This is a genomic window from Streptomyces sp. SCUT-3 (genome assembly GCF_014083985.1).
Lineage (GTDB): Bacteria > Actinomycetota > Actinomycetes > Streptomycetales > Streptomycetaceae > Streptomyces_H > Streptomyces_H thermolineatus.
This window is the reverse complement of the sequence record NZ_CP046907.1, coordinates 5,344,239-5,356,876: the sequence shown is the minus strand read 5'-3', so window position 1 is coordinate 5,356,876 and position 12,638 is coordinate 5,344,239. Positions and strand designations below refer to the sequence as shown.

Genomic DNA, 12,638 nt, shown 5'->3' with positions numbered 1-12,638 from the left:
TTCACGCGCTTCTGACCGGAGACTAGCGTTCAACACCTCGATTAGTCAGGGAGAACAGCCGAAAAGTCCTGGTCAGCATGGACCGGCCAGGACTTTTTCGGACAAACGACCTGAAGATTCCAACGGCTCCCGGTGCTTCCGGTGCTTTTCAGCGGCGGAGCGCGGCGGCGATCTCCGCCGCCGCGCGTCCGGGGTCGGCCGCGGCGGTGATCGGACGGCCCACGACGAGCAGGTCGGCGCCGTCGGCCAGGGCCTGCTCCGGAGTGGCCACCCGGGTCTGGTCGCCCAGCGCCGCGCCCGCCGGGCGCACCCCGGGCGTGATCAGGTCGATGCCCGCGCCGACCTCGGCGCGCACCGCGGCGACCTCGCGCGGGGAGCAGACGATCGCCCGGGCCCCCGCGGCCACCGACAGCGCGGCCAGCCGGCGCACCGCGTCGATGGAGGGGCCGGCCAGGCCGATCGCCCCCAGGTCCTCCTCCGCCATGGAGGTGAGCACGGTCACCGCCACGATCTTCGTGCGCGGCGCGGCCTCGGCCGCGGCGCGGATCATGGCCGTTCCGCCCAGGGCGTGCACGGTCAGGTAGGCGGGCTCCAAGGAGGCGACCGAACGGGCCCCGCCGGCCACGGTGTTGGGGATGTCGTGCAGCTTCAGGTCGAGGAAGACCTCCCGGCCGCCGGCCTCGCGCACCGCGCGCACGGCCTCGGCGCCCTCGCGCAGGTACAACTCCAGGCCGACCTTGAGGGTGGACACGTGCGGGCCGACGGCCTCGGCCAGGGCCACGGCCGTCCCCAGGTCCGGGGCGTCCAGCGCGACGGCGACCGGCGCGGGTGCGGCGGGGGCGGCGGGCGCGGTGCCGGCTCCGGGCGTCTGCGCGTTCATGCGGTGGCCTTCCTGTTCTCGGCGCCGACGGCGTCGGCGACGGTGGCGTACGGGCTGTCGGCGAGCAGCCGGGCCAGGCCCCTGTGCACCCGGCGCATCCAGAACGGCCCCTGGTAGATGAACGCGCTGTACCCCTGCACCAGCGTGGCGCCGGCCAGGATGCGCTCCCAGGCGTCCTCGGCGGTGGTGACGCCGCCGACGCCCACGAGGGTGATCCGGTCCCCGACCCGCGCGTACAGGCGGCGCAGGACCTCCAGGGAGCGGGCCTTCAGCGGCTCGCCGGACAGGCCGCCGGCCCCGGCCGCCTCCACGGTGGCGTCGTCGGTGGCCAGGCCCTCGCGGGAGATCGTGGTGTTGGTGGCGATGATGCCGTCGAGGCCGAGCTCGACCGCCAGGTCGGCGACCGCGTCGACGTCGGCGTCGGCCAGGTCGGGGGCGATCTTGACCAGCAGCGGGACGCGGCGGTCGGTCACGGTGCGGTCGGCGGCCTCGCGCACCGCCGCGAGCAGCGGGCGCAGGTGCTCCACGGCCTGCAGGTTCCGCAGGCCGGGGGTGTTGGGCGAGGAGACGTTGACCACCAGGTAGTCGGCGAGGCCGGCCAGCCGCTGCGTGGAGAGCACGTAGTCGGCGGCGGCCTCCGCCTCGGGCACGGCCTTGGTCTTGCCGATGTTGACGCCGACCACGACGTCGCGGCGCCACCGCCTGCGGGTGCGGTCGTGCAGGCCGGCGGCGACCGCCGCCGAGCCGTCGTTGTTGAAGCCCATGCGGTTGACCAGGGCGCGGTCGGCGAGCAGCCGGAAGAGGCGCTTGGGCGGGTTGCCGGGCTGGGCCTGCCCGGTGACGGTGCCGACCTCGATGTGGTCGAAGCCCAGCAGGGACAGTCCGTCGATCGCGCGGGCGTTCTTGTCGAAGCCGGCGGCCAGGCCGAAGGGGCCGGGCATGGTCAGGCCGAACGCGGTGGTGGCCAGGCCGGGGCGCCTGGGGGCCAGGACGGCGCCGGCCAGGGCGCGGGCCCCGGGCACGGAGGCGAGGGCGCGGATCCAGCCGAAGGCCAGGTGGTGGGCCTTCTCCGGGTCCATGTGCCTGAAGACCAGGCGGAAGAAGAGGGGGTACACGGGTGCGGTGCCTTCTGCGGACGGGGCGGGGGGGGGCGGGCGGCCGGTGCGGACCGGCGGGCGGAGCGGGCGCGGACGGGGGCCGGGCGGGAACGGGGGCCGGGCAGGGGCAGGGGGCCGGGCCGGCCGGCGGACGTGCCGGCGGCGGGCCCGGCCCCCCTGCCCCGGGTCAGTCCTCCCGGGAGGCGGCCAGCTGCGCCGCGTGCTCCTGCAGCGACCGCACCGAGACCTCGCCCCGGTTCAGCGCGTCGATGCCCTGGACCGCGGCGGACAGCGCCTGGACCGTGGTCAGGCAGGGCACGCCCCGGGAGACCGCGGCGGTGCGGATGTCGTAGCCGTCCAGGCGGCCGCCGGTGCCGTAGGGCGTGTTGACGATGAGGTCGACCTCGCCGTCGTGGATCAGCTGGACGACGGTCTTCTCGCCGTTCGGCCCCTCGCCCTCGCTCTGCTTGCGCACGGCGGTGGCCTCGATGCCGTTGCGCCGCAGCACCTCGGCGGTGCCGGAGGTGGCCAGCAGCTCGAAGCCGTGGTCGGCCAGGGCGCGGGCGGGGAAGATCATCGCCCGCTTGTCGCGGTTGGCGACCGAGACGAAGGCGCGGCCCTTGGTCGGCAGGGCGCCGTAGGCGGCGGCCTGGGACTTGGCGTAGGCGGTGCCGAAGACCGCGTCGATGCCCATGACCTCGCCGGTGGAGCGCATCTCCGGGCCCAGGACGGTGTCCACGCCGCGTCCGGAGGAGTCGCGGAAGCGGCTCCAGGGGAGCACCGCCTCCTTGACCGAGATCGGGGCGTCCAGCGGCAGGGTGCCGCCGTCGCCGGACTTCGGCAGCAGCCCCTCCGCCCGCAGCTCCGCGACGGTGGCGCCGAGGCTGATGCGGGCGGCGGCCTTGGCCAGCGGCACGGCGGTGGCCTTGGACGTGAACGGCACCGTGCGCGAGGCGCGCGGGTTGGCCTCGAGGACGTAGAGGATGTCGCCGGACAGGGCGAACTGGATGTTGATCAGTCCGCGCACGCCCACGCCGCGGGCGATGGCCTCGGTGGAGGCGCGCAGCCGCTTGATGTCGTACCCGCCCAGCGTCATCGGGGGCAGGGCGCAGGCGGAGTCGCCGGAGTGGATGCCGGCCTCCTCGATGTGCTCCATGACGCCGCCGAGGTAGAGCTCGGTGCCGTCGTAGAGGGCGTCGACGTCGATCTCGATCGCGTCGTCGAGGAAGCGGTCGACCAGCACGGGGCGGTCGGCGCTGATCTCGGTGGACTCGGCGATGTAGGCGGACAGCCTCGCCTCGTCGTAGACGATCTCCATGCCGCGGCCGCCGAGCACGTAGGACGGGCGCACCAGGACCGGGTAGCCGATCTCGTCGGCGATGGCCTTGGCGCCGGCGAAGGTGGTGGCGGTGCCGTGCTTGGGCGCGGGCAGGCCGGCCTCGGCGAGGACCCGGCCGAAGGCGCCGCGGTCCTCGGCCAGGTGGATGGCCTCGGGCGGGGTGCCCACCACCGGCACGCCGGCGTCCTTGAGCGCCTGGGCCAGGCCCAGCGGGGTCTGGCCGCCGAGCTGCACGATCACGCCGGCGACCGGTCCGGCCGCGGTCTCGGCGTGGACGATCTCCAGGACGTCCTCGAGGGTGAGCGGCTCGAAGTACAGCCGGTCGGAGGTGTCGTAGTCGGTGGAGACGGTCTCGGGGTTGCAGTTGACCATCACGGTCTCGTAGCCCGCGTCGGAGAGGGCGAACGAGGCGTGGACGCAGGAGTAGTCGAACTCGATGCCCTGGCCGATGCGGTTGGGGCCGGAGCCGAGGATGATCACCGCGGGCTTCTCGCGGGGGGCGACCTCGGTCTCCTCGTCGTAGGAGGAGTAGAAGTACGGGGTGCGGGCGGCGAACTCGGCGGCGCAGGTGTCCACGGTCTTGTAGACCGGGCGCACGCCCAGCGCGTGGCGGACCTCGCGCACGACCTCCTCGCTCAGGCCGCGGATCCCGGCGATCTGGGCGTCGGAGAAGCCGTGGCGCTTGGCCTCGGCGAGCAGCTCCGGGCCGAGTTCGCCGGCGGCGGCCAGCTCGTCGGCGATCTCCTTGACCAGGAAGAGCTGGTCGACGAACCACGGGTCGATGCGGGTGGCCCCGAAGACCTCCTCGGGGGTGGCCCCGGCGCGGATCGCCTGCATGACGGTGTTGATCCGGCCGTCGGTGGGGATCCCGGCCTTCTCCAGCAGGGCGGCCTTGTCCCCGGGCTCGGAGACGAAGTCGAACTGCGAGCCCTTCTTCTCCAGGGAGCGCAGGGCCTTGTTCAGCGCCTCGGTGAAGTTGCGGCCGATGGCCATGGCCTCGCCGACCGACTTCATGGTGGTGGTCAGGCGGGCGTCGGCGGCCGGGAACTTCTCGAAGGCGAAGCGCGGCACCTTGACGACGACGTAGTCGAGCGTCGGCTCGAAGGAGGCCGGCGTCTTCTCCGTGATGTCGTTGGGGATCTCGTCGAGGGTGTAGCCGACGGCCAGGCGGGCGGCGATCTTGGCGATCGGGAAGCCGGTGGCCTTCGACGCCAGGGCCGAGGAGCGGGAGACGCGCGGGTTCATCTCGATGACGATGACCCGGCCGTCCTCGGGGTTGACGGCGAACTGGATGTTGCAGCCGCCGGTGTCGACGCCCACCTCGCGGATGACGGCGATGCCGATGTCGCGCAGGACCTGGTACTCGCGGTCGGTGAGCGTCATCGCCGGGGCGACGGTGATCGAGTCGCCGGTGTGCACGCCCATCGGGTCGAAGTTCTCGATGGAGCAGACGACCACGACGTTGTCGTTGCGGTCGCGCATCAGCTCAAGCTCGTACTCCTTCCAGCCGAGGATGGACTCCTCCAGGAGCACCTCGGTGGTCGGGGAGAGCGCCAGGCCCTGGCCGGCGATGCGGCGCAGCTCGTCCTCGTCGTGGGCGAAGCCGGAGCCGGCGCCGCCCATGGTGAAGGAGGGGCGCACCACGACCGGGTAGCCGCCGAGGGTCCCGACGCCGGCGAGGACCTCGTCCATGGAGTGGCAGATCACCGAGCGGGCGGACTCGCCGTGGCCGATCTTGGCGTTGACCGCTTTGACGACCTCCTTGAACAGGTCGCGGTCCTCGCCCTTGTGGATGGCCTCGACGTTGGCGCCGATCAGCTCGACGCCGTACTTGTCCAGGGTGCCGGCCTCGTGGAGGGAGATCGCGGTGTTGAGCGCGGTCTGGCCGCCGAGGGTGGGCAGGAGGGCGTCGGGGCGCTCCTTGGCGATGATCTTCTCGACGAACTCGGGGGTGATCGGCTCGACGTAGGTGGCGTCGGCGATCTCCGGGTCGGTCATGATCGTGGCCGGGTTGGAGTTGACCAGGATCACCCGCAGGCCCTCGGCCTTGAGGACGCGGCAGGCCTGGGTGCCGGAGTAGTCGAACTCGGCGGCCTGGCCGATGACGATCGGGCCGGAGCCGATGACCAGGACGGACTGGATGTCGGTGCGCTTAGGCACGCTGGCCCTCCATCAGGGACACGAAGCGGTCGAACAGGTAGGCGGCGTCGTGCGGGCCGGCTGCCGCTTCGGGGTGGTACTGGACGCTGAAGGCCGGGCGGTCGAGGAGCTCCAGGCCCTCGACCACGTCGTCGTTGAGGCAGACGTGGGAGACCCGGACCCGGCCGTAGGGGGTCTGCGAGACCTCGTCCAGGGGCGCGTCGACGGCGAAGCCGTGGTTGTGCGCGGTGACCTCGACCTTGCCGGTGGTGCGGTCCTGCACCGGCTGGTTGATGCCGCGGTGGCCGTACTTGAGCTTGTAGGTGCCGAAGCCGAGCGCGCGCCCGAGGATCTGGTTGCCGAAGCAGATGCCGAACAGCGGGGTGGAGCGCTCCAGCACCCCGCGCACCAGCTCGACCGGGTGGTCGGCGGTGGCCGGGTCGCCGGGTCCGTTGGAGAAGAAGACGCCGTCCGGGGAGAGGGCGTAGATCTCCTCCAGGGTGGTGGTGGCGGGGAGGACGTGGACCTCGGCGCCGCGCTCGGCCAGCCGCTGCGGGGTCATGGACTTGATGCCCAGGTCGACCGCGGCCACGGTGAAGCGCCTGGCGCCCTGCGCGGGCACCGTGTACGCCTCGGTGACGGAGACCTCCTCGGACAGGTCGGCGCCGGTCATCTGCGGGGCCTGCCGGACCCGCTCGACCAGGGACGCCTCGTCGGCGACGCCCTCGCCGGAGAAGATGCCCACCCGCATGGCGCCGCGCTCGCGCAGGTGGCGGGTGAGGGCGCGGGTGTCGATGCCGCTGATGCCGACGACGCCCTGGGCGGCCAGCTCCTCGTCCAGGCTGCGGCGCGAGCGCCAGTTGGAGGGGATGCGGGCGGGGTCGCGGACGACGTACCCGGAGACCCAGATGCGCCGGGACTCGCCGTCCTCGTCGTTGACGCCGGTGTTGCCCACGTGCGGGGCCGTCATGACGACGACCTGGCGGTGGTAGGAGGGGTCGGTCAGGGTCTCCTGGTAGCCGGTCATGCCGGTGGAGAACACGGCCTCGCCGAAGGTCTCCCCCACGGCGCCGTAGGCGCGGCCGCGGAAGGTGCGTCCGTCCTCCAGGACGAGTACGGCGGGGGTCCTGGCCCCCCTGGCGGAGGTCGTCATCGTGCGCCTTCCTGATCGAACGTGCTGGTGTTGCCGGTGCTGCTCGTGTCCTGCCCCAGGGCCTTCACCCAGGCGGCGTGCTCGCCCGAGCGGTCGGCCCGGAAGCCGGAGTCGACCAGCCGGTCCCCGTGGCTCCAGGTGATCACCAGCAGGCCGCCCTCGGTGAGGACCTTGCCCGCGATGCCCTTGTCGAGCCGGGCGCCGCGCAGGGCGGCGGCGGGGACGAAGAAGTCGGTCGCGCCGGGCCGGACGACCTCGAGGCCGTCCTCGGTGAGGGTGAGCTCGACGCGGCTGCGGACGCCCAGGCCGTGGGCGACGATGCGGTCCAGCCACTGCCCGGCGGTGGTGCTGCCGTGGTAGCGGCCGGTCAGCCGCAGCACGGGCTCGCCCTGCTTCTCGGGAATCTCCGGCAGGGCGGGCAGGTCGGACTGGAGCAGCCCGCGCCACTTCCAGCCCTCGCGCATCAGCCAGTAGACGAGGGCGACGAGCAGCAGCAGGCCGACGACCCAGCCGATCCTCGCGGCCCAGTCGGTGACCGGCCGGGACTGCGGTTCGGCCGCCAGGGTCGTCGCCAGAAGTGTCGGAATCGTCACGTGAGCTTCCCGTCCAGGACCGTTGCCTTGCCCCGCAGGAAGGTCGCGACCACTCGCCCGGGCAGCTCGCGGCCCGCGTAGGGGCTGTTGCGGCTGCGGGAGGCGAAGCCCGCGGGGTCCACCGTCCCACGGTAGTCGGGATCGACCAGGACCAGGTTGGCAGGTTCACCTGCCGAGACCGGCCGGCCGTGTCCGGCGAGCCGCCCGATGGCGGCCGGGCGGTGCGACATCCGGTCGGCCACGCCCGCCCAGTCCAGCAGTCCGGTGTCGACCATGGTGTGCTGGACGACGGACAGGGCGGTCTCCAGGCCGACCATGCCCATGGCGGCCCGGGCCCACTCGCAGTCCTTGTCCTCGTGCGGGTGGGGGGCGTGGTCGGTGGCGACGATGTCGATGGTGCCGTCGGCCAGGGCCTCGCGCAGGGCCGTCACGTCGGCCTCGGTGCGCAGCGGCGGGTTGACCTTGTAGACCGGGTCGTAGGAGCGCACCAGTTCGTCGGTGAGCAGCAGGTGGTGCGGGGTGACCTCGGCGGTGACGTTCCAGCCCTTGGACTTGGCCCAGCGCACGATCTCCACCGACCCGGCGGTGGACAGGTGGCAGATGTGGACGCGGGAGCCGACGTGGGCCGCCAGCAGCACGTCGCGGGCGATGATCGACTCCTCCGCGACGGCGGGCCAGCCGGTCAGGCCCAGCTCGCCGGAGACGGTGCCCTCGTTCATCTGGGCGCCCTCGGTCAGGCGGGGCTCCTGGGCGTGCTGGGCGACGACGCCGTCGAACGCCTTCACGTACTCCAGGGCGCGGCGCATGATCACCGCGTCGTCGACGCACTTGCCGTCGTCGGAGAAGACCCGCACCGCGGCGGCGGACTCGGCCATGGCGCCGATCTCGGCCAGCTGCCGGCCCTCCAGGCCGACGGTGACGGCGCCGACCGGCTGCACGTCGCAGTAGCCGGACTCGCGGCCCAGGCGCCAGACCTGCTCGACCACGCCGGCGGTGTCGGCGACGGGGAAGGTGTTGGCCATGGCGTGCACGGCGGTGAAGCCGCCGCGGGCGGCGGCCCGGGTGCCGGTCAGGACGGTCTCGGCGTCCTCGCGGCCGGGCTCTCGCAGGTGGGTGTGCAGGTCGACCAGCCCGGGCAGGGCGATCAGGCCGTCGGCCTCGACGACGGTGGCGCCGTCGGCCGGCAGGCCGGTGCCGACCGCGGCGATCGCGGTGCCGTCGATCAGGACGTCCTGCGGCTGCCCGCCGAGGATCCTCGCCCCGCGGATCAGGGTCTTGCTCATGGTCACTCGCTCTCCTCGGTACGGGCGGGGGTGGGGGCGCCGGCCGCGGCGGCCGGGGAGTCGGCCGGCAGGGCGCCGCCGAGCTGCAGGTACAGCACGGCCATGCGGATGCTGACGCCGTTGGCGACCTGCTCGACCGCGGTGCAGCGCTCGGAGTCGGCGACCTCGGCGGTGATCTCCATGCCCCGGTTCATCGGCCCGGGGTGCATGACGATCGCGTGCTCCGGGAGCGCCGCCATCCGGGCCGCGTCCAGGCCGTAGCGGCGGGCGTACTCGCGCTCGGTGGGGAAGAACGCGGCGTTCATCCGCTCGCGCTGCACGCGCAGCATCATCACCGCGTCGCTCCCGGGCAGCACCGCGTCCAGGTCGTAGGAGACCTCGCAGGGCCAGCTCTCCACCCCGATCGGCACCAGGGTGGGCGGGGCGACCAGGGTGACGTGGGCGCCCAGGGTGTTCAGCAGCAGGACGTTGGAGCGGGCCACCCGGCTGTGCAGGACGTCGCCGACGATCGTGATGCGGCGCCCGGCCAGGTCGCGGCCGGTGCCGTCGCCCGCCGGGGCGCCGTGCGGGACGGGGCCGCCGTCGGCGGCGCCGGCCAGGTGGCGGCGCACGGTGAAGGCGTCGAGCAGGGCCTGGGTGGGGTGCTCGTGGGTGCCGTCGCCGGCGTTGACCACCGAGCCCTTGATCCACCCGGAGGTGGCCAGGCGGTGCGGGGCCCCGGAGGAGGGGTGGCGGATGACGACGGCGTCGGCGCCCATCGCCTCCAGGGTCAGCGCGGTGTCCTTGAGGGACTCGCCCTTGGAGACCGACGAGCCCTTGGCGGAGAAGTTGATGACGTCGGCGGACAGCCGCTTGGCGGCGGCCTCGAAGGAGATGCGGGTGCGGGTGGAGTCCTCGTAGAAGAGGTTGACCACGGTGCGGCCGCGCAGGGTGGGGAGCTTCTTGATCGGCCGGTCCGCGACGCGGGCCATCTCCTCGGCGGTGTCGAGCACGAGGACGGCGTCGTCGCGGGTGAGGTCGGCGGCCGAGATGAGGTGGCGCTTCACTGATCACTCCGGAGCGGAAGGGAGGGGGCTCGGGTCCGGCGGCGGTTCCGGGCACGCCTGTCGCCTCCCTGCCGGGAGGCGTGGCGGGGCCGGCGGACACGGGCCGCCGCGGTGGTGCGGTGGGGCGGTGCGTCCGCGCTACCCGCCGGCGGGCCCGTCGGCGGGCGCGCCGTCGCGGGTGCCGAGCAGGACGGCGTCGCGGCCGTCGTTCTCGGCGACCAGGACCTTGACGGTCTCCCGCAGCGACGTGGGCAGGTTCTTGCCGACGTAGTCGGCGCGGATGGGCAGCTCGCGGTGGCCGCGGTCGACGAGCACCGCGAGCTGGACCGCGCGGGGGCGGCCGATGTCGCCGAGTGCGTCGAGGGCGGCGCGGATGGTGCGGCCGGAGAAGAGGACGTCGTCGACGAGGACGACGAGGCGGCCGTCGACGCCGTCGCCGGGGATGTCGGTGCGGGCCAGTGCGCGGGCCGGGCCGAGCCGCAGGTCGTCGCGGTACATGGTGATGTCGAGCGAGCCCACCGGGACCGTGCGGCCGGTGATGTCGGCGAGCCTGTCGGCGAGGCGGCGGGCGAGGAAGACCCCGCGGGTCGGGATGCCCAGGAGCACCACGTCGTCGGCGCCCTTGGCGCGCTCGACGATCTCGTGGGCGATGCGGGTGAGGACCCGGGCGATGTCCGGTGCCTCGAGCACCGGGCGGGCCGGGACAGGTCGTGTGTCGGCCATGGAAAAGGGACCCCCTTCCCCGCCTCACTGGACGGGCCTTAAAGGACGTCGGAAATTACGCTGTTCACCGTACCAGGGACACTCCACCGGTCCGAACACACATCGGGGCCGGTCAGGACCATTCGGCTTGACGAGCAGGATTACGCTGCGTAACCTTACAGTGAGTTACCACGTTTCCGTCCAGGGAGCCTTATGTCCAGCGACTACGCCAAGCAGCTCGGGGCCAAACTCCGCGCCATCCGCACCCAGCAGGGCCTTTCCCTCCACGGCGTCGAGGAGAAGTCCCAGGGGCGCTGGAAGGCGGTCGTGGTCGGCAGCTACGAGCGCGGGGACCGCGCGGTGACCGTCCAGCGGCTCGCCGAGCTGGCTGACTTCTACGGCGTCCCGGTGCAGGAACTGCTTCCGGGCACCACCCCCGGCGGTGCCGCCGAGCCGCCGCCCAAGCTGGTCCTCGACCTGGAGCGCCTGTCCCAGGTGCCGAACGAGAAGGCCGGCCCGCTGCAGCGTTACGCAGCAACCATCCAGAGCCAGCGCGGCGACTACAACGGCAAGGTGCTGTCGATCCGCCAGGACGACCTGCGCACCCTGGCCGTGATCTACGACCAGTCCCCCTCGGTGCTGACCGAGCAGCTGATCAGCTGGGGCGTACTGGACGCGGACGCACGCCGCGCGGTGCAGCACGAGGAGGGCTGAAACCCTCCCCGCCCGACGGCGGGGGGACAACAGCAGCAACGAACCCCACAGACGTACAGCAGAAACGTCACGTCGGCGGGCCGGGACGCGACGCGTCCCGGCCCGCCGGTTTTTGTGCGGGGCGGCGGCTGCCCCGGCCGGACCGCGCCCCGGCCCCGGACGGGCTCTCAGCCGCCCGCCGGGCCGGTCCGCGGTCCGGCCGGGGCGCCGTCGTCCGCCGCGAGGGCCCACAGGTGCCCGGCGGCGTAGGCCCGCCAGGGACGCCACCGCTCGGCGGCGGCGGCCAGGGCCGCGGCGGTGTCCGGGGCCCCGAGGGCGCCCAGGGACTTCCGCAGGACGAGGTCGCCGAGCGGCATCGCGTCCGGGTCCCCCAGGGCCCGCATCGCCACGTAGGAGGCGGTCCACGGGCCGACGCCCGGCAGGGCGAGCAGCCCGCGGGCGGCCTCCTCCCGGTCCGCGCCCGGGTCCAGGACCAGCCGGCCGTCGGCGACCGCCCCGGCCAGGGCGCGCAGCGCCCTGGCGCGGGCGCCGGTGAGGCCGATGCCCTCGAGGTCGTCGGCGGCCACCGCCTCCGCCGCGGGGAAGAGACGGGTGAGCGTGCCGGCCGGGGCGTCCAGGGGTTTGCCCAGCCGCTCCACCAGCCGCCCCGCCAAGGTCCGCGCCCCCTTGACCGTGACCTGCTGGCCCAGGACGGCGCGGACGGCGAGCTCGAAGCCGTCGACGTGGCCGGGGACGCGCAGGCCGGGCCGGGCGGCGACCAGCGGCGCCAGGAGCGGGTCGGCACCCAGCGCCTCGTCCACTCCCTGCGGGTCGGCGTCGAGGTCGAGCAGGCGGCGGCAGCGCTGCACGGCGACGGCCAGGTCCCGCAGGTCGTCCAGGCGCATCCGGGCGGTGACCCACCCGTCCTCCGGGCGCGGGACCAGCTCCACCAGGGCGGTGCCGCGCGGCAGCCGCAGCGTGCGCCGGTAGGTGCCGGCGTCCGACTCCTCCACGCCGGGCACGGTGCGCAGCGCGAGGAAGTCCAGCACGGGCCCGGCCGCGTACGGGCGGCGGTGGGTCAGCCGCAGCACGATCTCCCCGCCCCCGCCGGCACCGCCGGGCGGGCCGCCCCGGCGGCGCATCCCGCTGGGGGTGCAGCCGAACGCCTCGCGCATGCTGTCGTTGAACTGCCGCACGCTGGCGTAGCCCGCGGCGAACGCCACGTCCGTGACCGGCAGGGCGGTCTCCTCCAGGAGCATGCGCGCGGTCTGCGCGCGGCGCATCCGCGCCAGGGCGAGGGGGCCGGCCCCCACCTCGGCCGTCATCAGCCGGTGGATGTGCCGCTCGCTGACCGCCAGGCGGCGGGCGAGGCCGCCCACTCCCCCCTCGTCGACGGCGCCCTCGGCGATCAGCCGCAGGGCGCGGCCGACCAGGTCCGCCCGCACGTCCCAGTCGGGCGACCCCGGGCTCGCCTCCGGACGGCAGCGCTTGCAGGCCCGGTACCCGGCAGCCTGCGCGGCGGCGGCGGAGGTGAAGAACGAGACGTTCTCCGGTTTGGGCGTGCGCGCCGGGCAGCTGGGCCGGCAGTAGATCCCGGTGGTGGCGACCGCCGTGTAGAAACGGCCGTCGAAGCGTGCGTCGCGGCTGCTGATCGCCTGGTAGCGGGCCTGGAAGGTGTCGGTCACCCCTCCATGGTCCGCCCGGCCCCGGCCG

10 protein-coding genes are annotated in these 12,638 nt (G+C 73.9%); 1 reads left to right on the top strand and 9 read right to left on the bottom strand.

Annotation, left to right across the window (positions count from 1 at the left end):
• Nucleotides 1-148: 148 nt before the first annotated feature.
• From pyrF to pyrR, 8 genes are all read right to left on the bottom strand, one after another.
• A complete protein-coding gene (pyrF, locus tag GQS52_RS23615; protein ID WP_182315336.1) occupies nucleotides 149-880 on the bottom strand; it encodes an orotidine-5'-phosphate decarboxylase in 732 nt (243 codons plus the stop codon).
• Nucleotides 877-1,995: a quinone-dependent dihydroorotate dehydrogenase gene (locus GQS52_RS23610; protein ID WP_182315335.1), complete on the bottom strand. Its 1,119-nt coding sequence runs from the start codon at nucleotides 1,993-1,995 to the stop codon at nucleotides 877-879. Before GQS52_RS23610 ends, pyrF begins: the two co-directional genes overlap by 4 nt.
• A gap of 169 nt (nucleotides 1,996-2,164) precedes the next feature.
• Nucleotides 2,165-5,476: a carbamoyl-phosphate synthase large subunit gene (gene carB, locus GQS52_RS23605; RefSeq protein ID WP_182315334.1), complete on the bottom strand. Its 3,312-nt coding sequence runs from the start codon at nucleotides 5,474-5,476 to the stop codon at nucleotides 2,165-2,167.
• On the bottom strand, nucleotides 5,469-6,608 hold the full coding sequence (gene carA / locus GQS52_RS23600) for a glutamine-hydrolyzing carbamoyl-phosphate synthase small subunit (RefSeq protein ID WP_182315333.1): 1,140 nt from the start codon (nucleotides 6,606-6,608) through the stop codon (nucleotides 5,469-5,471). The genes carB and carA overlap by 8 nt, the downstream gene beginning before the upstream one ends.
• Nucleotides 6,605-7,195 (bottom strand): hypothetical protein, encoded by a 591-nt coding sequence (locus GQS52_RS23595; protein WP_182316677.1) that lies wholly within the window; start codon nucleotides 7,193-7,195, stop codon nucleotides 6,605-6,607. The genes carA and GQS52_RS23595 overlap by 4 nt, the downstream gene beginning before the upstream one ends.
• 2 nt (nucleotides 7,196-7,197) lie before the next feature.
• Nucleotides 7,198-8,484: a dihydroorotase gene (locus GQS52_RS23590; RefSeq protein ID WP_182315332.1), complete on the bottom strand. Its 1,287-nt coding sequence runs from the start codon at nucleotides 8,482-8,484 to the stop codon at nucleotides 7,198-7,200.
• A gap of 2 nt (nucleotides 8,485-8,486) precedes the next feature.
• A complete protein-coding gene (locus GQS52_RS23585; protein WP_182315331.1) occupies nucleotides 8,487-9,530 on the bottom strand; it encodes an aspartate carbamoyltransferase catalytic subunit in 1,044 nt (347 codons plus the stop codon).
• A 138-nt stretch (nucleotides 9,531-9,668) separates the two neighbouring features.
• Nucleotides 9,669-10,253, bottom strand: a complete 585-nt coding sequence (gene pyrR / locus GQS52_RS23580; protein WP_182315330.1) for a bifunctional pyr operon transcriptional regulator/uracil phosphoribosyltransferase PyrR — start codon at nucleotides 10,251-10,253, stop codon at nucleotides 9,669-9,671.
• 192 nt (nucleotides 10,254-10,445) lie between these two features.
• Here pyrR and bldD point away from each other — a divergent pair, with 192 nt between their 5' ends.
• Complete coding sequence (gene bldD / locus GQS52_RS23575) at nucleotides 10,446-10,946, top strand: transcriptional regulator BldD (RefSeq protein ID WP_182315329.1); 501 nt, start codon at nucleotides 10,446-10,448, stop codon at nucleotides 10,944-10,946.
• Between the two features lie 167 nt (nucleotides 10,947-11,113).
• Here the strand turns inward: bldD and GQS52_RS23570 are convergent, their stop codons facing one another.
• Nucleotides 11,114-12,610 carry a DNA-3-methyladenine glycosylase 2 gene (locus GQS52_RS23570; protein ID WP_182315328.1) on the bottom strand — a complete coding sequence of 499 codons (1,497 nt, stop codon included), beginning with the start codon at nucleotides 12,608-12,610 and terminating at the stop codon, nucleotides 11,114-11,116.
• Nucleotides 12,611-12,638 lie beyond the last annotated feature (28 nt).